We start from the raw sequence: 22,139 nt of genomic DNA on the forward strand, positions 1-22,139 counted from the left end.
ACGCCCGCTAACTTAGCGGGCGCTTTTTATTGAATAGAGAATAGGTAGCTGCTTAACGACACAGAAGCTTGTGTTGCGGGTTTAGGACGCTTTCCATTGCTTTTTGGTAAGAGCTTTCGACGCTTTCACGAGAATTAGAACGAGCGCCTAAGTACTCTAGCTTACCATCACCGATGCCATAGACCACGCCATGAATTTCAATATCTTGTCCACGTTCCCAAGCGTTTTGCATAATGGTTGAGTTAGCAAGGTTGTAAACTTGCTCAACGACATTGATTTCGCCGAGTTTATCCGCGCGATCTTGCTCTGGCATGGTTTCGAGGTAATCACGATGCTTGAAATACAAATCGCGAATATGCAGTAACCAGTTGTTGATCAAGCCTAGCTGAGGGTTATCAATAGCTGCTTTGACGCCCCCGCAGCCATAGTGGCCACAGACAATGACATGTTTTACTTTAAGAACGTCTACTGCGTACTGCACGACTGATAGGCAGTTTAGGTCGGTATGGATAACTTGGTTCGCGACGTTACGGTGAACAAACAGCTCGCCAGAGTAGAGCCCAGTCAAGCGTTCTGCAGGTACTCGACTATCTGAACAACCAATCCATAAAAAGCCAGGGCTTTGTCCTTCTTCCAATTTGGCAAAGTATTCAGGGCGTTCTGCCTTGATCGACTCGGACCATTTCGAATTGTTCTCAAATAACTGTTTAATTTCCGGCATCTTACTCACAACCCTTAATAAAAACTTGCATCACTATACACAATGTTACAATTCCCTTCCCGTCAAAATTGGGTAAAACGGTACTCATCTGACGTGTTCGAGCGCCAAAAATCATAAACTTAGTCGCTATCCTAACTAATGGTTATAACCTATGAGTGATGAGATGCAATTAACACTTATCTCTTTCAAGTAACATTTGTTAAGGTGATGGAGTTAGCTACATTTCGCAGCAAATTTATTACATTTCGCGTGATGTTTAGCTACAAAAACTAAGGTTATTTTTTTAACTACTCTCAATAACCAGAATAACCTAAAACCAGTACGTTGTGACTAGGTCCAAATCAAATGTCTGTCGCTCTCTGTCGAGTCGCGGAAACGTATTTGGGCTATGACGTGTTAGACATGGAGTAACGTTTTGTTTGTTAGTCGTTTTGAAGATATGAATCTCAAAGGAGATTTATTTGGTGGTGTCACCACGGCTATTATCTCTTTGCCTTTGGCGCTAGCCTTTGGTGTGGCTTCCGGAGCAGGAGCTGAAGCGGGTTTGTGGGGCGCGATCATGGTAGGCCTGTTCGCTGCTCTGTTTGGTGGCTCAAACACACTAATCTCTGAGCCTACCGGTCCAATGACGGTTATCATGACTGCTGTGTTGACTAGCATGATGGCTAAGTACCCTGAAACAGGGATGGCGATGACCTTTACGGTTGTCATGATGGCCGGCGCATTTCAAGTTTTGCTCGGGACATTAAAGTTAGGAAAATACGTAACTTTGATGCCATATAGCGTGATATCCGGCTTTATGTCAGGTATTGGCGTTATTTTGATTATATTGCAAATATCACCACTATTGGGGCAAGCCGCGCCTGCTGGTGGCGTTATGGGAACCCTGTCAGCGATTCCTGATATTGTCGCCAACATGAAGTTTAGCGAGCTGTTTTTAGGCTTACTAACGCTTGGTATTCTGTTTTTCTTCCCCAAGAAATATCGCCGCTATGTACCTGCACAGCTGGTCGCTTTAGTCGCGGTTACCTTACTGTCGGTCATCATCTTCGATACAGAATCTATTCGCCGTATAGGTGAAATTCCAGCAGGTCTGCCTTCACTGGTGATCCCTCATATCGATGCTGCGATGTTTACCGAGATGGTTATTGATGCCTTGGTGCTTGGCACACTGGGCTGTATTGATACCTTGTTGACGGCGGTAATTGGTGACTCTTTGACGCGTAAAGAGCACGACTCGGACAAAGAGCTGCGCGGGCAAGGGGTAGCAAATATCATCTCTGGTCTATTTGGCGCTTTACCTGGCGCAGGCGCGACGATGGGGACGGTAACTAATATTCAAGTCGGTGCTCGTTCTCCTTTATCTGGCGTGGTTCGTGCGTTAATGCTTGCTTTGGTGGTACTGGTTGCTGGTGGGCTAACAGAACCGATCCCTATGGCTGTACTAGCCGGTATTGCGGTGTACGTAGGTTTTAATATCCTAGACTGGAGCTTTATCCAACGTGCTCACAAAGTTAGCTTTGCGGGTATGGCGGTGATGTACGGCGTAATGCTGCTGACGGTATTCGTTGATTTGATTGTAGCGGTTGGTCTTGGTGTATTTATCTCAAATATCATCATCATTGAACGCTTAAGTCGTGAACAAGCTCGTCAGGTTAAAGCCATCAGTGACGCAGACGAAGATGATGTGCCGCTCACTGATAGCGAGCGTGGATTGCTTGATATGGCGAACGGAAAAGTGCTGTTCTTCTATCTTTCTGGGCCAATGATCTTCAGTGTTTCAAAAGCGATATCTCGTCAACATACCAGCATTTCAGATTATGAAGTGATGATCTTAGATCTGACTGATGTGCCTATGATTGACGTGACGGTTGGCTTGGCACTTGAGAATGCGATTAAAGATGCACTGGACGCCAACTGTCAGGTTTACCTGCTGTGTCCGAACGAGAAAACTCGCCAGCAGCTAGAGAAATTCCACGTAATAGACTTAGTTCCTCAAGACAATACCTTCAAGTTCCGTTACGAAGCGCTTAGAGCAGCAGTCAAGCACGTTGATACCGATGAGCATCAGTTAGAAGCTGTATAAGCAACGAGTTATATAAGATATCTGACGCCACTAGAGGAAACGCTAGTGGCGTTTTTTTATCTCGACAAAATTCATTTCCAAATTATTCGAAAGGTTTAATTGTAATCATCGTTATTCAACGATAAACTGATTTACAAATAAGATGTAGCAATGGCAATCGTAAATAATATGTATGCATTAGAAATCGAGCAGTTGCGTAAAACCTATTCGGGTGGGTTTGAAGCGCTTAAAGGCATTAGTTTAAATGTCGCCAAAGGGGATTTTTACGCTTTACTTGGGCCAAACGGAGCAGGTAAGTCGACCACCATAGGGGTTATCTCTTCGCTAGTGAATAAGACTTCGGGTCAAGTTAAGGTGTTTGGCTATGACATCGACAAATCTCTAGAGCTAGCTAAGCAAAATCTTGGCTTAGTGCCGCAAGAATTTAACTTTAACCAGTTTGAAACCGTCGAACAGATTGTGCTGCAACAAGCTGGTTATTACGGCGTTCCTAAGCAACTTGCTAAAGAAAGAGCTAAAAAGTATCTAACTAAGCTCGATCTTTGGGAAAAACGTAGCGAACGTGCAAGAAATCTTTCTGGTGGTATGAAGCGCCGTTTGATGATTGCTCGCGCGCTCATGCATGAACCACAACTGCTTATTCTCGATGAGCCGACTGCGGGGGTTGATATCGAATTGCGTCGCTCGATGTGGGAGTTCTTGAAAGAGATCAACTCACAGCAAGGTATCACTATCATCTTAACCACCCATTACCTAGAAGAAGCGGAAATGTTGTGTCGTAACATCGGTATCATCAACAAGGGTGAGCTGATTGAAAACACCACGATGAAGGATCTGCTCGGCAAACTTCATGTTGAGACCTTTATCCTCGACTTAGCAGAAGGTAGCTCAGAGCCGAAGTTGTCTGGGGTCAACAGCCAGACATTTATCAACGGGTCTTTGGAGATTGAGATTGAAAAGACACAAGGTTTGAATGCGATCTTTACTCAACTGACTGAGCAAGGTATTCAAGTATTGTCTATGCGTAACAAAGCAAACCGTTTAGAAGAACTGTTTGTCAGTATTGTTAGAGAAGGAGGGCAATAAGATGTATCAATTATATTGGACAGCCTTTTGTAGTCTGCTGACAAAAGAGGTCAATCGTTTTACTCGTATTTGGGTTCAGACCTTAGTTCCGCCTGCGATTACGATGACACTCTACTTCATTATCTTCGGTAGCCTGATCGGCTCGCGTATCGGTGAGATGAACGGCTTTAGCTATATGGAGTATATCGTTCCGGGGTTGATTATGATGTCGGTGATCACCAACTCATATTCTAACGTCGCATCGTCGTTCTTCAGTGCCAAATTTCAGAAGAACATTGAAGAGTTGCTTGTAGCACCTGTGCCAAACTATGTGATCATTCTTGGCTTTGTTATGGGTGGCGTAGTGCGCGGTTTGCTTGTTGGTACCATCGTCACCTTCGTCTCGCTTTTCTTTGTTGATCTTCAGGTCGATCACTGGGGCATTATTATTGCGACGGTATTTATGACCTCGGTCGTGTTCTCACTCGGTGGCTTGATCAACGCCGTGTATGCTAAGACCTTCGATGATATTTCGATCATCCCGACCTTTGTTCTGACACCACTTACGTATTTGGGTGGCGTGTTTTATTCAATTAGCTTGTTGCCTGAGTTCTGGCAAGGTGTGTCTAAGATCAACCCTATCGTCTATATGGTTAACGCCTTCCGCTACGGTTTCTTAGGCGTATCTGATGTCGGTATTGTGACTTCGTTTAGCGTGCTGGGCGTGTTTGTGGTTGCTTTGTATGCGGTAGCCCATTACCTAGTGACTCGCGGAATAGGGTTGCGTAGCTAGTAGAACGGACTTCGTCCTAGAGATCGGGCTGTGCCCGCGAGAATCGAGAACGGGCTTCGCCCTTCGAGAAGAGGAAGGGGGAATGGTATGTATTCTAAAACGGGCAAAATCATCCCGCATCCCGTCTCCGTGAGCGAAGCGTTCCTAAACGAAAAAGGCTTGGTGTAATGCACCAAGCCTTTATTTTTCGCTGTTGCTTCTCGCTATTCAGCGCTTTCTGATGGCGCTTCAGCGGTTTCTTCTTCTTTCGATTCAACCACCATTTCGACAACTTGGTTATCGATTAGGCGAGCTTTACCTAGGAAAGCAGACATTAGAATCACAGCTTGAGTGGTATCGGCAGTGATCGCTTGCAAGGTGCGGGCATCGCGAATAAAGATCTCATCAGGTTGTAGACCTGCTGCACGTAGCTGATCACTGGCATCTTCAATCACAGATGCGTAGTCATCGCGCCCGCCTCGCATAGCGCTGCTAATCCAACGCATAGTGCGAGCCAAGACAGGAGCACGCTGACGCTCATCAATGGTCAGAAGGCCGTTACGTGAGCTCATTGCTAAGCCATCCATTTCACGCACTGTCGGCACACCGATGATTTCGATATCCATAGCCAAGTCTTCAGTCATTTTGCGAATTACCGCTAACTGTTGGAAATCTTTCTCACCAAAACAAGCGAAATCAGGCTGAACAATATTGAAAAGCTTGCTCACTACGGTGGCTACACCACGGAAGTGACCTGGGCGAGAGGCTCCTTCAAGGATGTTAGATAGACCCGGAACCTCCACAGAGGTTTGATTCTCTACCCCGTTTGGATAGATGATTTCAGGCGTCGGAGTAAAGACAACTTCAACACCTTCACCGCCTAGTTTGGCAAGATCATCTTCCAGGGTGCGAGGGTAGTTGTTTAGATCGTCCGCACGGTCAAACTGCATTGGGTTAACAAAGATGCTCACTACAACAATGTCGGCGTGCTCACGCGCTTTACGAACTAAGGTTAAGTGGCCTTCGTGCAGGTTGCCCATGGTTGGAACAAAAGCCACCTTGCGTCCATCTCGCTTGTACTGCTTAATCTGCTCTCTAAGAGCGGCAATTTCAGCAAAAGTTTGCATGACTATAATCCTTACGCGATGGTATGTGCGTCGCCAGGGAAAGCTCCGCTTTCGACGTCTTCCTTGTATTTAGCTACAGCTTTACGCATGTCGCCAGTTTCAGCAAGGAAGTTTTTCGAGAATTTTGGCATGTAGTTCGCTGCAATACCGAACATATCGTGCATAACTAGGATCTGGCCGTCAGTGACATTTCCGGCACCAATACCAATCACTGGCACATCACACACTTCGGTGATGCGTGCGGCAAGTTCTTTTGGAACACATTCAAGCAAAATGATCTGTGCGCCTGCTTCTTGTAGAGCCAGTGCATCACGAACCATACGATCGGCTTTATCTTGCTCGCGACCTTGTACCTTGAAACCACCAAAGATATTTACCGATTGTGGAGTCAATCCTAGATGGGCACACACAGGTACCGCGCGCTCTGTAAGCATTTTCACAGTGTCGACTAGCCAGTCGCCACCTTCAATTTTTACCATGTTTGCACCAGCACGCATCAGAGTCGCGGCATTTTCACAGGCTTGCTCTGGTGTGGCATAGCTCATAAATGGCATATCAGCCATCAATAAACAGTTAGGGCTACCGGCACGAACACAGCGAGTATGGTAAGCAAGTTCTTCAACCGTCACAGGTAACGTAGAAGTTTCGCCTTGAAGAACCATACCTAGCGAGTCGCCTACTAGCAGTACTGGCATCTCTTGGCTTTCGAATAGCTGAGCGAAGCTCGCATCGTAAGCGGTAGAAGTTGCAAATTTACGACCTTCTTGCTTCCATTTCATTAGGTCGTTGATAGAAATTTTTTTCATGATTTTTCCTTACAGGAGTTGGCTATGATTGCCAAATACGCAGACCGTTTTGCTCAACGACTTTGAGTAAGTCTTCCAGTCTGGTCCCACATGGGAGGGTTAAATTTGGTGCGATTTCTGCGAGCGGGTAGAGTACGAACTCTCGCTCTTTCATTCCGTAGTGAGGAACGACTAGGCGCTCGGAATCCATCACCTCATTGCCATAAAGCAGAAGATCGAGATCTAAGGTTCTTGGACCCCAACGCTCTTCTTTACGGACGCGCCCTTGCTCTTGTTCAATAGCTTGAGTGCTATCAAGCAGTTCAAGTGGCGTTAATTCTGTTTTTACTTCAACCACGGCATTGATGTAGTCAGGTTGGTCTTGAGGGCCCATCGGTGTACTGCTGTACAAAGATGAGCTACGCACGAACTCTGACTTAGGAAGTTGTTTTAGTGCATCAATAGCCGCATTGGCTTGAGAGACAGGATCGCTAAGATTGCTGCCTACAGCGATAAAGACCGTGATCATGATGATGCCTTAGGCTTTTTCTTACGGTAGTTCTTGCGGCGACGCTGCTTTGGTAGGCCTTCGGCTGAAGAATCTAAGTCGGCTACCATTGCTTGACGCATATTGCGACCTGCATTTTGGAAGGTTTCCCACCATTTGGCTAATAGCTCGGTATCGCCTTGTTCAATCTCACCACGCATCTCAAGGAAATCGAAGCCAGCACGGAATTTGTTGAGTTCCATTAGGCGGAAAGCGCGTTTACCGTTGCGACGGGGCATACGAAGCTGTAACTGCCAGATTTCGCGAATCGTCGCCGTGTGGCGACGTGGAATGGCGATGGTGCGTACCTGATCATCAAGTACGTAGTTACTGGCTTCCATGATCGCGTCATAGAAAGAGAGCTTACGCTTCTCCATTAACTGGTTAGCTTTCTCTTGCAGTGGGTACCACAGCATGGCAGCGAACATAAACGCTGGGTTAATGCGTTTACCTTCTTCAATGCGCTGATCGGTAGAGTCTAATACCAGATCAAGCATCTGCTCGGTTTGCGATGAGTAATCTTCAGTAAAGAACTCTGAAATTGTTGGGAATAACTGCTGGAACAAGTTGTATTCACGCATCAGGTGGTAAGTTTCTAGACCATGACCTGATTGCAGCATCTTTAATGATTCCTCATAAAGACGTGCTGGTGGAATGTCCTGAAGTAAAGTCGAAAGCTCTTCAATCGGCTCTGCGGTATCTTCTTCAATATCAAAGTCGAGTTTAACCGCAAAGCGAATCGCACGCAGCATGCGCACTGGGTCTTCGCGATAGCGCGTTTCAGGGTCACCGAGTAAGCGAATCAGTTTGTCTTCTAGATCTTCAATTCCACCAGCGTAGTCGTGAATGGAGTAGTCTCCGATGCTGTAATACATAGCGTTGACGGTAAAGTCACGACGTTCTGCGTCTTCATCGATGGTGCCGTAAACATTATCACGTAACAGCATGCCTTCTTTTGACTGTTGAGAGACATTCTTGCTTGGTTCTTGGTGGTGACCACGGAATGTTGCCACTTCAATGATGTCGCGGCCAAACATAATGTGGGCGAGGCGGAATCGACGACCAATCAAACGGCAGTTCTTAAATAGCTGTCTGATCTGCTCTGGGGTAGCATTGGTTGCAATGTCAAAGTCTTTAGGTGCTTGACCGAGCAATAAGTCTCGAACACCACCGCCAACAAGATACGCGTCGAAGCCTGCACCATGAAGACGGTATAGCACCTTCAATGCATTATCACTGATTTTTTTGCGCGAGATGTTATGCTCTTGGCGAGTAATAATATTTAAATCGAGTTCTGTAATTGCTCGAGATTCGCTGGGTGTATAGTCGTTTTTATTCATGTGCATTTGGCAATAATTGGTTAATCCAATTTTGCTTGAGTTTAGTTTTTTAGGCCCGCTAGGGGCGAATTTGCGGCTAATAATAGCCTACAGCGAGCGGTTTGAGAATAATGGTGTGATCTCAGTCGATGAAGGCAGTTGAGTTAGGTGCCAGTTTTGTACCCCCCACTCAATGATTTCATCTATGCTCGAATGTCGAATTTCTTTCTTAATATCAAACCCTAAGAACGTCATCGCATCAAGTAATGCAGGTTTTGGGTTCTCATTATCAATCGCTTTCGCATGGTTTTGTTTGGATAACTTCTGACCATTTGTATCAAGTGCTAACGGAAGATGTAAATAGCCTACAGGGGCTTTATTTAGCATTTGATAAAGGCTGATTTGTCTGCCAGTCGGCTCAATCAAATCTGCCCCGCGCACTACTTCAGTAATTCCCTGCTCGATATCATCCAATACTACTGCAAGGTTATAGGCAAATAACCCATCGCGGCGCTTTATAATAAAATCTTCATCTGCCAATGCGTTTGGGATGTGCAAAGTGCCATGACGCTTATCTTCAAACTCATAAACCGGTTTGGTCATGCGTAATCGAATTGCGCACTGCTCATGATTGGTGAGGCCAAGGTCACGGCAAGTGCCCGAGTAGAAACCACCAAGCGCTTTAATTTGCTTGCGTGTGCACTGGCAGTAATACGCTTGTCCGCTTGCTAACCAACGCTCAATTTGCGCTTGATATAAGTCGTGTCGTTGACTTTGGTAAACCACCTCACCATCCCAAAATAGACGGTATGCTTCTAAGGTTTGTAAAATTAAACAAGCGGCACCAGGCATTTCGCGTGGTGGATCTAAGTCTTCAATTCTGACCAACCATTGGCCATGATTTGCTTTCGCTTGGAAATAACTGCCTAAAGCGGCAATCAAGGAGCCAAAATGCAGTGGGCCGGATGGAGATGGTGCGAAGCGACCAATATAACTCATACTATTTTTATGCCGTGATACAAACCAAAAAGGGAGCCAAAGCTCCCTTCAATAGTCATTGCAAGAGTGATTAACCCTGCATTTGCTTCTCTTTGATTTCTGCAAGAGTCTTACAGTCAATACAAAGGTCAGCGGTTGGACGAGCTTCTAGGCGACGAATACCGATCTCGATACCACAAGACTCACAGAAGCCAAAATCGTCTTCTTCAATCTTGTTAAGCGTCTTTTCGATTTTCTTAATCAGACGACGCTCACGGTCACGGTTGCGTAGCTCTAAGCTGAATTCTTCTTCTTGAGAAGCACGGTCAACTGGATCTGGGAAATTTGCTGCCTCGTCCTGCATGTGGTGTACAGTGCGGTCAACTTCTTCCCTGAGCTGGTTGCGCCAAGCTGATAGAATTTTTGTAAAATGAGCCAACTGCTCAGGTGACATGTATTCTTCACCTGCTTTTTCTTGGTATGGCTCAACCCCTGCAATGGCTAGGATGCCTAGCGCTTTTTTCTTTGAGTCTGGCATGCAGCATCTCCTACTAACACCTAGTCAACTGCGCTCGCAGTTATTTTTAAGGCGGGTATCTATAGCAAAAAGAATCTTTGGAGGCAAATACTTGAGGTTAAACTTACTGTCAATGTGAAGGTCACATCATTTTTTGCCGTTAATGGCTAAATTCGAGTGACTTGACCAGTTTAATCTCATCGCTTGAAAGCTCTGCCTTGTAGCACAGTACTTCCACCCCTTGTTCTTGAGCGTATTTCAGTAATTGTGAATATTTGGCGTCTATATGGAGTGCTGGAGCGACTTTTTCAATCCCTGAATGTAAAACAGTGAATAAAAGTACTGCTCTGCTTCCAGAATGCACCATTTCTGTGAGCTCTCTCAGGTGCTTTTGTCCACGAGTAGTGACTGCATCTGGGAAATACCCTTGGCCTTGTAAATCCTCATCCAATAAGGTGACGCTTTTAACCTCTATATAGCATTTTGGTTGATTTTCTGATTTGAGCAAGATATCAATCCGGCTATTTTCATTGCCATACTTCACTTCAGTTTGAAGTTGGTCATAACCTTGCAGCTCACTAATCACACCTGCTTCTATCGCTTCCACAGCTAATTGGTTCGCGCGCGCGGTATTTATGCAGATGCGATGACCTTGACTAGTCTCCGATAATTCCCAGCTATTCGGGTACTTGCGTTTAGGGTTATCCGACGTTGAGTACCAAACTTTATTTCCTGGCGTTGCGCAGCCTGTCATTGCACCTGTATTGGCACAGTGGATAGTGCGCTCACTGCCATCCGGTAAAGTAATGTCGGCGAGAAAGCGCTTATAGCGTTTAATTAATGTGGCTGATTCTAATGATGGTTCAAACTTCATTTAGCACTGTTTTTATGTACAATAGTTGCCAACATTACACCACAAGGTTTCTCCTTTGTCACAATTGCCTATTCAGGGCGTGATGCCAGAACTCATCTCTGGTGTGCGCAACAATTCACAGCTCATTCTTAAAGCAGCCCCAGGCGCGGGTAAATCAACCCATTTTCCACTGCAATTGATTAAGCACAATGTGGTTAAAGGCAAGATTATTATGCTGGAGCCGAGGCGACTCGCCGCGCGTAACATTGCCCGTTACCTCGCCGAGCAGTTAGGTGAGCAGGTTGGGCAGCGAGTGGGTTATCGTGTTCGTGGAGAAAACAAAACCAGTCCACAGACCCAGTTGGAAGTGGTGACCGAAGGTATTCTGACTCGCATGATTCAATCCGATCCGGAATTGACGGGCGTCGATCTGGTGATCTTTGATGAATTTCACGAACGCAGTATTCATGCTGATACCGCGCTCGCGTTTTGTTTGGAGATCCAAGAAGCGCTGCGCGATGATCTTAAATTAGTGGTGATGTCAGCGACATTAGATCAACTCGCTCTATCTCGTTTGTTGCTTGAGGCTGAATACATTGAATCTCAAGGTCGAAGCTTCCCAGTCGAGCATCGATATGTCCCCGCTAAGCCAAATGAACGCTTAGAAGATCAGATGGCGAAGCAGATCACTTCGCTGATAGACAACGAATCCGGTTCTTTATTGGCTTTTTTGCCGGGAGTGGCGGCCATCAAACGTGTTGAAGAGCGGTTGCAGCATCTCGCGAGTGATGTTCAGATTTGTCCCCTCTATGGGCAGCTAGACTTTGCGCAGCAGCAAGCCGCAATCCAGCCGGCTAAAAATGGCGAGAGAAAAGTTGTATTGGCCACCAATATTGCAGAAACCTCACTGACCATTGAAGGGATTAGACTGGTTGTTGACTCAGGTTATGAGCGCGTAGCGAAATTTGATCTGAAAAGTGGTGTCACTCGCTTAGAACAAACTCGAATTGCTCAATCATCTGCAGAGCAAAGGTCGGGGCGTGCAGGGCGTTTAGGGCCGGGTATCTGTGTGCGCTTATACTCCGAAGGACAGCTCAATCAGCAGCCATACGTGCCTTCACCGGAAATACTGCATTCAGATTTGTCGAATCTTGTATTGGAGCTTGCTCAATGGGGAGCACAAACGCCTGCTGATTTAAGCTGGCTAGATGTACCGCCTGAGAGTGCGATAAACCAAGCCAGAGCCTTGCTTGTGCAGCTTGGACTGTTAGACAGCAAAGGTCAGTTAACTGAAGCTGGTAAACTGGCCGCGAAGTTGGGATTAGAGCCTAGAGCTTGCACTATGCTTGCCAAAGCAAATCACTCAAGCCAAACCGCTGCGGCAATTATCGCTCTTCTGGAGGACCCTGAACGCAATACATTGGATTTTATGCACAGCGTGCACCGCTTAAAGCTCGGTAAACACAGCAAACAAAAATTGGTGACTGAACGCGCACGAACCATTGCCAAGCGCATCGGTAGCGATTTCTCACTGACTAACATCGACGAGTCATCCGTTGCCTGTTTGTTGGCGCTCGCTTTCCCTGATCGAATTGCTCAGGCTCGTAGTAATCAGCTAGGACGTTTCTTACTTGCCAATGGGCATGGTGCGCAGCTAGAAGACAGTCAAAGACTCGCTGCTTGCGATTATATTGTCGTGATTGACTTGTTGCGCGGTCAATCGGAATCCTCACAAATATTTTCTGCCTTGGAACTTGATCTTGCGTCGCTGCAGCAGCGTTCACCAGAGCTTTTTACATCGATAGAGTTGGTTGATTGGGGTGAGCAAAAAGGTCGTCTGATTGCTGAATGTCAGACAAAACTCGGACGCTTAGTTATTGGGAGAAAAACGCTTCCTGAACCGCCACGCGAAAAAATGACGCAAGCTTTACTTAACTTCGTTCAACGTAAAGGGCTTTCAGTATTAAATTGGACACCGCAAAGCGTTGAGCTTTTAGAGCGTATGCGCTGCGGACAGGAATGGTTGCCAGAACAAGAGTGGCCCCAGTTAGATGAAGCAGGGCTATTGAATCACTTGTCTGATTGGTTAGAGCCTTACCTAAATGGGGTAGGTTCGGTAAAGGCATTGGCAAAGGTGGATTTAAGCGCGGCGCTACTGGCTTATCTAGGCTGGCCACTAAATCAAGAGATAGACAAGTGGCTGCCAACGCATTACCAAGTGCCAACGGGCAGCAACAAGAAAATTCGCTATCAGCAAGGGCAGGATCCAGTTTTGTCGGTACGGATGCAGGAAGTGTTTGGTGAAAAGGCTTCGCCTGAAATTGCTCAGGGTAGGAAGCGTTTGGTACTAGAGCTACTTTCTCCTGCGCAAAGACCGCTGCAAGTAACACGAGATCTAGCGAGCTTTTGGCGTGGTGCATACAAAGAAGTGCAGAAAGAGATGAAAGGGCGCTACCCTAAGCACGTTTGGCCGGACGATCCAGCTAACCATGTGGCGACAACGAAAACCAAAAGACAGCTAAACTCATGACCAAGAAAACAACGTCGGCAGGCACTAAAAAAACAACCAATAAGCCAGTGCGAAAACGCGCGACCAAATCCCCTAAACGGAGCCCGAACAAGAAGCCACAGCGTTCTTGGTTAAAAGCTATCTGGAGCTTGAGCTGGAAGCTCGCTTTAGCCGGTATTGCTGTGTTGCTGGTGGTCGGCATCTATCTTGATACATTGGTGAAACAGCGCTTTGAAGGGCAGCTTTTCGACCTACCTACAGTGGTTTACGCACGTATTCTTAACCTAGCGCCGGGGGATTCAATAACCATCCAAGAAGTGCGTAATGAGTTGGATGTACTTAATTATCGTAAGGTGCGCCAGCCTCGCTATCCCGGTGAGTATTCTTCGTCGTCAACTAAGATCGAGCTAATACGCCGCCCGTTTGAGTTTAGCGACGGCCCTGAACCAGATCGTCGCGTGATGCTCCACTTCTCGAAAAATAATCTTGAGCGGATTCAATCGTTAGAGACCAAAGGTGATCTCGGTTATCTGCGTATTGAGCCAAAAATGTTGGGAATGCTTGAGAAAAACCATGATGAGCAAAGGTTATTTGTTAAACGTGTGCAGTTTCCAGAAGTGATGATCGATGCCTTACTGGCTACTGAAGATCGTGATTTTTATCATCACGATGGCGTGTCACCATTAGCGATAGCTCGTGCACTGGTAGTGAATGTTAAGGCAGGGCGAACGGTTCAAGGGGGAAGTACCCTTACTCAGCAGCTAGCGAAAAACCTATTTTTATCAAGCGATCGAACTTTGTGGCGTAAGATCCGCGAAGCTTATATCGCTCTGATTCTTGATCACCGCTACAGCAAAGATCGGATCTTAGAGGCGTATCTTAATGAAGTGTATCTAGGGCAAAGCCGCGGCCAGGCAATTCATGGTTTTGGCTTAGCGGCTCGGCTTTATTTCGGTCAGCCTATTCAAGAGTTACGTATCGATCAGTTGGCTTTGTTAGTTGGCATGGTGAAAGGTCCTTCATACTACAATCCAATTCGGTTCCCAGAGCGGGCCAAAAAGCGACGTGATTTAGTACTACGATTGATGATGCAGCAAGGTACGCTAACTGCGAATGAGTATGATATGGCCGCCAGTCGACCGTTGGATATTCAAGATAATCCACAGATAGCAAGTCGTCAGCCTGCGTACTTCCAACAGCTGAAAATTGAGCTGAGAGAGAAAGTGGGCGAAGCTTTCCAGTCAGATGTTGGCTTGAAAGTATTTACCTCACTAGATCCTGTCTCTCAACATGAGCTCGAGAAGGCTATTGCGAAGAAAATCCCGCAACTTGCTAGCGTTGCGGGTAAGTCATTAGAAGGTGCCGCTGTCGCCGTTGATCGCCATAGCGGAGAAATTCGCGCTATGGTTGGTGGTAAACGCACGGGCTATGACGGTTTTAACCGCGCGCTAAATGCCAGTCGTCAAATTGGCTCTCTGGCTAAGCCTGCAGTTTACTTAACAGCGCTTGAGCAGCCGGAGAAATACAACCTCGCGACGACTTTGCATGATAAGCCAATCAGTTTAAAGGGCAGTAAAGGTAACGTTTGGTCGCCGCGTAATTATGATCGTAAATTCCGTGGTGATGTTCCCCTATATATTGCTTTAGCCAAGTCATTAAATGTGCCAACCGTTGAACTAGGGATGCAAGTAGGCATACCTAGTGTAGTTAAAACCTTAGAAAAGTTAGGCGTGGATAAAAATGAAATTCGCCCTGTACCGTCGATGTTCCTTGGCTCATTCACACTGACTCCGTTCCAAGTGGCGCAGATGTATCAAACCCTGACCAACTCAGGTAAGCAGGCTAGGTTGTCCGCGCTCCGTTCAGTCATCGATTTAGACGGTAATGTTTTGTATCAGTCACTGCCAAGAGTGTCACAAACCGTTGATCAGCAAGCAGCATGGCTAACCACTTATGCGATGAAGCGTGGAGTACTTGAAGGGACTGGTCGCTACCTTAATAGCCAATTTGGCTGGGCTGCACTAGCTGGTAAAACAGGCACCAGTAACGATACGCGTGACAGCTGGTTTGTTGGCGTTGATGGGCGCGAGGTGACAACCATCTGGTTAGGTCGAGATGACAATAAGCCGACTAAGCTGACAGGCTCTAGTGGCGCATTGAGAGTCTACGCTGAGTATCTAAAGCATCGAATTCCAGAGAAATTAACCCTGCCTTGGCCGCAAGGTGTCAGCACTTTAGGTTTTGCGAAAACGGCGCGGGGTAGTTTAGATCTAGATTGTTCTAATCAGTTTAAATTACCTGTGTGGGATGTTGGCGGTAGTCTGAAAAAACAGTGCGAGAATCAACCCAAACAATGGATAAAAGAATTATTTAGTTGGTAGTAATCATTGTGTTGAATATTAATACTTTACGGCGATAACGTCTGACAGTATAAACACAATATAAGCCCCAGAAAGGAACTCGAATTGTGAGAAAACTCGTTGGCTTCGTAGCATGTGTCATCGGAAGTGTTGCGTTTAGTGCGGTCGCTCAGCCTGAAACGGAACAAGAAGTCAGACCGAAAGTCGCCCTTGTTTTAGCAGGTGGTGGCGCTAAAGGTGCCGCGCATATCGGCGTATTAAAAGCACTGGAAGAGCTAAGAGTTCCTGTCGACATCATCACTGGTACGAGTATGGGCTCATATGTTGGTGGCTTATACGCCACAGGTATGAGTGCCGATGAAATTGAGTCCTTTATTGATACGGTTGACTGGAATAGTGGTTACCGCGATCGGGTTGATCGCAGTCAACGCAAAGTTCAAGACAAAGAGTACGAAGACAGATACCAACTCACCACCGATCTTGGCTTAAGCTGGGGCGAAATACATGGTAAGCGTGGCATCGTTCAGGGGCAGGGGATGTTGAAGTTACTGCGTGAAACCGCTGGCAACTTACCCCCTTTTGAGTCGTTCGATGAACTCGCCATACCTTATCGCTCTGTGGCGACAGATATCATTGAGCTCGAACCTGTGGTTATTGATCATGGCTACTTGGTTGATGCCATGATGGCGAGTATGTCAGTGCCGGGTGCATTACCGCCGTATGAGCTTGAAGGTCGCTTACTTGTCGACGGTGGCGTCACCAATAACATGCCAGTCGACATTGCACGTGATTTAGGTGCGGATATTGTTATTGCGGTTGATATCAGTACTGAGTACAAAGATAAAGAAGACTTTACCACACTGTTTACCGTTGCCGATCAGCTCTCCAATTACCTAGTCCGTAACACGACCAATCAGCAAGCTGAACTACTCACCGAGAAAGACCTATACTTGCGCCCTGAAGTGGGTGGGATGGAAACGACTGAATTTGCGAAAATGCCTGAAGCATTCAATAAAGGCTATCAGGTAACTATGGAGAGCAAAGAGTTACTAAAGCGATACAGTCTCTCATCAGCGCAATATCAAAAGTACGTTGACCATAAAGAAGAGGTGCGTCGTAAGCTGCGATACGGAGACGAAATTACCGTCCAGAACGTTGTGATTAACAACAATACTCACTATGCCGATGAGCTGCTTGAACAACGGTTAAATTTAGAATCAGGCAATAAGTACAGCTTGTCTGAGGTCGAGCAAAGCGTTCAAGACCTGTATGCTTTAGATCGTTTTGAGCTTATTAAGTACCGTTATGATGTCGTCGATGGTCAAGATACGCTAATTGTTGATGTTAATGAGAAATCATGGGGCCCTAACTACGTTAATTTTCGCTTCTTTTTAGAAGATGACTTTAGCACCGACAGCCAGTACTCGTTGGGTGTTTCGAGTAACTTTACCGACCTCAATGATTATGGTGCAGAGCTAAGAACCAATTTTGAAATTGGTACTGATAAGTTATTTGAGGCTGAACTGTATACGCCATTTTTCTCAAGCCAGAAAGCCTTTACAACCTTTGGTATTACCTTTAACAGCGAAAAGCGCAATGTGCCGGATTCAGGTTTCGAAGACACAACGCTCGATGCTACCAAAAACTATTTCCCTTTAACCTACAACGAGTGGGTTGCAGAGTGGGCGCTTGGCTATCAAGACACGCTATGGCGACGCTTTAAAGTTGGTGCAAGATATGTTGATGGTGAAGGAGAGTTGTCGACCCTACCGTCTTATTTGGATTTAGACTTTAAACGCTTAGGTGTCTTTGCGAATTATCGAATAGATACTTTAGATAACTACAGCTTACCGCGCAAAGGACTCTATCTTAACCTCGATTACTTGATTTCACATGATGAAAGCGTTGGCGGAACGATTGAGACAGAGAGAGTCTACGAGGAAGATACCGCTTATGAGTTTGGGGCAAAAGTGATCGCTGCGCATACATTTTCTCGCCATACTTTGGTCGCAAATATTGACCTTGGTTTTGTAAACAATAAAAACTCATCTGTCCCGATTGATCCTAAAGAAATCGGTGGTTTTCTAAATTTATCGGGCATTCCACGTAACAGTTTGATTGGACAGAATAAAGTATTTGGCAGCCTCGTTTATCGTTATCGTTGGTTTGACAATGACTTTGGATTGTTCACTTCGCCATTCTATGTTGGTGCTTCATTAGAGCATGGTGGTGTTTGGTCGGACCCTGATCTTGGTATTGATGATGCGCCTTTGTATACCGCTGGCTCAGTGTTCGCGGGGGTGGACTCTCCGATAGGACCAATAATGTTTGGTTATGGCCGTACTGAGCAGAACTTTGATTCGGTTTATCTAATTATTGGCACCACATTTAAGTAACTTGAACTTCATTGGCCACCACAATATCCCGTTCTTAATGAGTGGGATATTGGCTGAATTGACATGCAAAATCATAGAACTTTAGTCTTAAGTTGCTATGTTGGTCAAAATGATGAGATTTTAATTTAACGTTAAATTTGCTATTCTACCGCCCACAGTTTGGCCTCTCGGCACTGTTTCTCAGTCAGCATTGAATGAAAAATATGGCAAGGAGAGCCAAGTTTCCAAGGATGTTCACTCCCTTATTCTTTGAATAAATAGCATAAGAGGGAGGAACCGCAATGAGAGGAAAAAGTCGTGCTTGAAGCCTACCGTAAACACGTCGAAGAGCGTGCTGCTGAAGGAGTTGTTCCTAAACCACTAGATGCTGAGCAAGTTGCCGGCCTAGTTGAACTTCTTAAAACCCCACCTCAAGGTGAAGAAGCATTTATTCTTGACCTACTAGAGAATCGTATCCCACCAGGTGTTGATGAAGCTGCTTACGTTAAAGCAGGTTTCCTAACGGCTGTGACTAAAGGTGAAGTGGACTCGCCGCTAGTCAGCCGTGAAAAAGCAGCAGAACTGCTTGGTACCATGCAGGGCGGTTACAACATCGCTCCATTGGTTGATTTGTTAGATGATGACGCACTCGCGTCAATTGCTGTTAAAGCACTTTCACACACGCTACTGATGTTTGACGCTTTCTACGATGTAGAAGAGAAAGCAAAAGCAGGTAACACATACGCACAGCAAGTTCTTCAGTCATGGGCTGACGCTGAGTGGTTTACCTCGAAAGAAAAAGTAGCTGAAAAAATCACTGTTAAAGTATTTAAAGTTACTGGTGAGACAAACACCGATGACTTATCTCCAGCGCCAGATGCTTGGTCTCGTCCTGATATTCCAGTTCACGCCAAAGCGATGCTGAAAATGGAACGCGATGGTATCAACCCAGACGAGCCAGGAAGCGTTGGTCCTATCAAACAAATCGAAGAGCTACAAAAAGATGGCATTCCACTTGCGTATGTGGGTGACGTTGTTGGTACGGGTTCTTCACGTAAGTCAGCGACTAACTCAGTGCTTTGGTTCATGGGTGAAGATATCCCATTTGTTCCAAACAAGCGTACTGGCGGTATCTGTTTAGGTGGCAAGATTGCGCCAATCTTCTACAACACGATGGAAGACTCAGGTGCACTACCAATCGAGCTAAACGTTCAAGACATGAACATGGGTGATGTAATTGATATCTACCCATATGAAGGTGTGGTACGTAAAGACGGCGCAGAGATCTCGAACTTCGAACTGAGCAAGGTACTGCTTGATGAAGTACGCGCTGGTGGACGTATTCCATTGATCATCGGTCGTGGCCTAACAAGCCGTGCTCGTACTTCTCTTGGTCTAGAAGAAACGGATCTGTTTGCTAAACCAATTGATCCGTCTGCGTCAGATAAGGGTTACACACTAGCTCAGAAGATGGTCGGTAAAGCATGTGGCGTTGAAGGTGTTCGCGCTGGTCAATACTGCGAACCTAAGATGACAACAGTAGGCTCTCAGGATACAACGGGTCCAATGACGCGTGATGAGCTAAAAGACCTTGCGTGTCTTGGCTTCTCGGCTGACCTAGTGATGCAGTCATTCTGTCACACATCTGCCTATCCAAAACCAGTAGACGTAAACACTCACCATACGCTACCTGACTTCATCATGAACCGTGGCGGTGTGTCACTGCGTCCGGGTGATGGTGTAATCCACTCATGGCTAAACCGTATGCTTCTTCCTGATACGGTAGGTACAGGTGGTGACTCGCATACTCGTTTCCCATTAGGTATTTCATTCCCAGCAGGTTCTGGTCTTGTCGCGTTCGCAGCTGCAACAGGTGTTATGCCACTTGATATGCCTGAGTCAATCTTGGTTCGCTTTAAAGGTGAAATGCAGCCGGGTATCACGCTACGTGATTTAGTTCATGCGATTCCTTACTACGCAATTCAGCAAGGTCTATTGACGGTTGAGAAAGCGGGTAAGATCAACGAATTCTCTGGCCGCGTACTTGAAATTGAAGGTGTTGAGCACCTAACGGTTGAGCAGGCGTTTGAGCTATCAGATGCATCAGCAGAGCGTTCTGCAGCTGGCTGTACCGTGAAACTGTCTCAAGAGTCAATCGAAGAGTACCTAAACTCAAACATCACCATGCTTAAGTGGATGATCTCGGAAGGTTACGGTGACCGCCGTACTATCGAGCGTCGTATTACCGCGATGGAAGAGTGGTTAGCGAACCCTGAGTTGATGGAAGCAGATACTGACGCAGAGTACGCTCATGTGATTGAAATCGACTTGGCTGATATCGATCAACCGATTCTATGTGCACCAAATGACCCAGATGATGCTCGTCTTCTATCTGACGTTCAGGGCACTAACATTGACGAAGTGTTCATCGGTTCATGTATGACTAACATTGGTCACTTCCGTGCGGCAGGTAAACTGCTAGAGCAATTTGGTGGTCAGTTAGATACTCGACTATGGGTTGCGCCACCAACGAAGATGGATCGTGATCAGCTAACCGAAGAAGGATACTACGGTATTTACGGCCGTGCGGGTGTTCGTATCGAAACTCCGGGCTGTTCGCTATGTATGGGTAACCAAGCACGTGTGGCAGATAAAGCGACAGTCATGTCTACTTCAACACGTAACTTCCCTAACCGTTTAGGTACAGGTGCGAACGTATACCTATCTTCAGCAGAGCTAGCGGCTGTAGGTGCAATTCTAGGTAAGATTCCAACTAAGGAAGAGTACTTAGAGTACGCTAAGCAGATCGATGCAACAGCAGCAGATACCTACCGCTACTTGAACTTCCATAAGATGGAAGATTACACCAAGAAGGCGGATGAGGTTATCTTTCAAGAGCCTGCATAAGTAGCTCTGGAACACTGAATAGTTGATTAAGCGCCCACCGAAAGGTGGGCGCTTTTTTTGTACAATGGGAACGGACTTCGTCCTATGGAGAGCGGGAGCGCTTCGCTTTTGGAAAACGCGAACGGGCTTCGCCCTTCGGGAGATGGGACTAGTGATTTATTAAAAGCGGTTTACAGCATCTGTTCACCGAGGGGATAAAATCTCCCCGCATCCCGCATCCCGCATCCCGCATCCCGCATCTCGCTTCCCGACCCTCGACCCTGTATACTCCCGCCCATTACGTTAGGCAGAACCACAAGAGGCGCCCTATGGAATTCGAGTTTATTAGAAACACTTTAATGGGCGAATACTATGTGAAGTCCAGTATGGGGCACGAAATTGTTGCACGCTGGCTGCAGGAAGAAATTGGCAAAGATTGGCAGAAAATTGATCGCGTTGATGATCTAATTCGCGAAGCACGATCTAATCCTCAACAAGAGCATAGTATAGAAGGCACTGAAATTTCCTTGATGATTCAAGGTGATGAAGTCACGGTTCAAGAGAATGTGCTTGCTCATGGTCAAGAGATGGACGCAGAGAGCGAGTTTGATTTTTATGACAGTGAAAGTACAGCGAACTGCGGACTGGAAGACTTTGAAGATCTTATTGAACAATGGAAAACCTTCCTTACGACTAAGTAATGCACTTTTGTGGTGAGCCATCTTAGGCTTGCTTTAAATTTGTGAATAGGGCGCACCGTATTGGTGCGCCCTTTTTGTTTGTGGAGTTCTGTTTAGGGGTTGTTTTTATTTAAATCAATGACTTAACAAGTTGGCACGCACCTTGGATTACTAATAAGCAAAAGGATGACAGCTTCAGAGAGGATGCGATGAAACTTATAAATGCGATTATCAAACCGTTCAAATTAGACGATGTTCGTGAGGCCCTAGCCGATGTTGGTATTGAAGGGATGACAGTATCAGAGGTTAAGGGTTTTGGCCGTCAGAAAGGTCACACCGAGCTATACCGTGGTGCAGAGTACCAAGTCGACTTCCTGCCTAAGGTGAAACTTGAAATAGCGACTCAGGCAGAAAACGTCGACCGAGTGATTGAGGCGGTGTCAAAAGCAGCCCACACAGGAAAAATCGGTGACGGAAAAATTTTCGTTTATGACCTCAGCCAAGCGGTGCGTATTCGTACCGGTGAAATGGACGCTGAAGCGCTTTAAGAATTCAAAGG

The 22,139-nt window shown here is 46.2% G+C and carries 17 protein-coding genes; 9 read left to right on the forward strand and 8 right to left on the reverse strand.

Annotation, left to right across the window (positions count from 1 at the left end; translation table 11 throughout):
* Window positions 1-52: 52 nt before the first annotated feature.
* Window positions 53-721: a carbonate dehydratase gene (gene can, locus AC5O63_RS15530; RefSeq protein WP_004742616.1), complete on the reverse strand. Its 669-nt coding sequence runs from the start codon at window positions 719-721 to the stop codon at window positions 53-55.
* 415 nt (window positions 722-1,136) lie between these two features.
* Between can and AC5O63_RS15535 the strand changes: the two genes are divergently transcribed.
* The 3 genes from AC5O63_RS15535 (at window position 1,137) to AC5O63_RS15545 (ending at window position 4,665) form a co-directional block, all read left to right on the forward strand.
* Window positions 1,137-2,807: a SulP family inorganic anion transporter gene (locus tag AC5O63_RS15535; RefSeq protein ID WP_494505528.1), complete on the forward strand. Its 1,671-nt coding sequence runs from the start codon at window positions 1,137-1,139 to the stop codon at window positions 2,805-2,807.
* A gap of 168 nt (window positions 2,808-2,975) precedes the next feature.
* On the forward strand, window positions 2,976-3,893 hold the full coding sequence (locus tag AC5O63_RS15540; RefSeq protein ID WP_494505585.1) for an ABC transporter ATP-binding protein: 918 nt from the start codon (window positions 2,976-2,978) through the stop codon (window positions 3,891-3,893).
* Window position 3,894: 1 nt separating this feature from the next.
* Window positions 3,895-4,665 (forward strand): ABC transporter permease, encoded by a 771-nt coding sequence (locus AC5O63_RS15545; protein ID WP_004742619.1) that lies wholly within the window; start codon window positions 3,895-3,897, stop codon window positions 4,663-4,665.
* A 203-nt stretch (window positions 4,666-4,868) separates the two neighbouring features.
* Here the strand turns inward: AC5O63_RS15545 and panC are convergent, their stop codons facing one another.
* The 7 genes from panC to sfsA form a co-directional block, all read right to left on the reverse strand.
* Window positions 4,869-5,771 carry a pantoate--beta-alanine ligase gene (gene panC / locus AC5O63_RS15550; protein ID WP_494505529.1) on the reverse strand — a complete coding sequence of 301 codons (903 nt, stop codon included), beginning with the start codon at window positions 5,769-5,771 and terminating at the stop codon, window positions 4,869-4,871.
* Between the two features lie 11 nt (window positions 5,772-5,782).
* Window positions 5,783-6,577, reverse strand: a complete 795-nt coding sequence (gene panB, locus AC5O63_RS15555; RefSeq protein ID WP_069667577.1) for a 3-methyl-2-oxobutanoate hydroxymethyltransferase — start codon at window positions 6,575-6,577, stop codon at window positions 5,783-5,785.
* A 22-nt stretch (window positions 6,578-6,599) separates the two neighbouring features.
* Entirely contained in the window at window positions 6,600-7,085 is a 486-nt protein-coding gene (gene folK / locus AC5O63_RS15560; RefSeq protein WP_494505530.1) for a 2-amino-4-hydroxy-6-hydroxymethyldihydropteridine diphosphokinase, read from the reverse strand.
* Window positions 7,082-8,449 (reverse strand): polynucleotide adenylyltransferase PcnB, encoded by a 1,368-nt coding sequence (pcnB, locus tag AC5O63_RS15565; RefSeq protein ID WP_171324673.1) that lies wholly within the window; start codon window positions 8,447-8,449, stop codon window positions 7,082-7,084. The genes folK and pcnB overlap by 4 nt, the downstream gene beginning before the upstream one ends.
* Before the next feature lie 81 nt (window positions 8,450-8,530).
* The gene (gluQRS, locus tag AC5O63_RS15570) at window positions 8,531-9,421 is read right to left on the reverse strand and encodes a tRNA glutamyl-Q(34) synthetase GluQRS (RefSeq protein WP_494505531.1); all 891 of its coding nucleotides are present in this window, start codon (window positions 9,419-9,421) and stop codon (window positions 8,531-8,533) included.
* 70 nt (window positions 9,422-9,491) lie between these two features.
* Window positions 9,492-9,938: an RNA polymerase-binding protein DksA gene (gene dksA, locus AC5O63_RS15575; RefSeq protein ID WP_171324669.1), complete on the reverse strand. Its 447-nt coding sequence runs from the start codon at window positions 9,936-9,938 to the stop codon at window positions 9,492-9,494.
* Between the two features lie 139 nt (window positions 9,939-10,077).
* Entirely contained in the window at window positions 10,078-10,791 is a 714-nt protein-coding gene (sfsA, locus tag AC5O63_RS15580) for a DNA/RNA nuclease SfsA (protein WP_171324667.1), read from the reverse strand.
* Window positions 10,792-10,846: 55 nt separating this feature from the next.
* Here sfsA and hrpB point away from each other — a divergent pair, with 55 nt between their 5' ends.
* The 6 genes from hrpB to glnK all read left to right on the forward strand — a co-directional run bounded on the left by hrpB (window position 10,847) and on the right by glnK (window position 22,128).
* Window positions 10,847-13,300 carry an ATP-dependent helicase HrpB gene (gene hrpB, locus AC5O63_RS15585; RefSeq protein WP_494505532.1) on the forward strand — a complete coding sequence of 818 codons (2,454 nt, stop codon included), beginning with the start codon at window positions 10,847-10,849 and terminating at the stop codon, window positions 13,298-13,300.
* Window positions 13,297-15,660, forward strand: coding sequence for a penicillin-binding protein 1B (gene mrcB, locus AC5O63_RS15590; RefSeq protein ID WP_494505533.1), 2,364 nt, complete (start codon window positions 13,297-13,299; stop codon window positions 15,658-15,660). The genes hrpB and mrcB overlap by 4 nt, the downstream gene beginning before the upstream one ends.
* A gap of 83 nt (window positions 15,661-15,743) precedes the next feature.
* Complete coding sequence (locus AC5O63_RS15595; RefSeq protein WP_494505586.1) at window positions 15,744-18,035, forward strand: patatin-like phospholipase family protein; 2,292 nt, start codon at window positions 15,744-15,746, stop codon at window positions 18,033-18,035.
* 297 nt (window positions 18,036-18,332) lie between these two features.
* Window positions 18,333-20,921 (forward strand): bifunctional aconitate hydratase 2/2-methylisocitrate dehydratase, encoded by a 2,589-nt coding sequence (acnB, locus tag AC5O63_RS15600; RefSeq protein ID WP_494505534.1) that lies wholly within the window; start codon window positions 18,333-18,335, stop codon window positions 20,919-20,921.
* Window positions 20,922-21,229: 308 nt separating this feature from the next.
* On the forward strand, window positions 21,230-21,601 hold the full coding sequence (locus AC5O63_RS15605; protein ID WP_494505535.1) for a YacL family protein: 372 nt from the start codon (window positions 21,230-21,232) through the stop codon (window positions 21,599-21,601).
* Between the two features lie 188 nt (window positions 21,602-21,789).
* Complete coding sequence (glnK, locus tag AC5O63_RS15610) at window positions 21,790-22,128, forward strand: P-II family nitrogen regulator (protein WP_004742633.1); 339 nt, start codon at window positions 21,790-21,792, stop codon at window positions 22,126-22,128.
* Window positions 22,129-22,139: the final 11 nt, after the last annotated feature.

The sequence above is a fragment of the Vibrio sp. SCP2 genome (genome assembly GCF_059295395.1).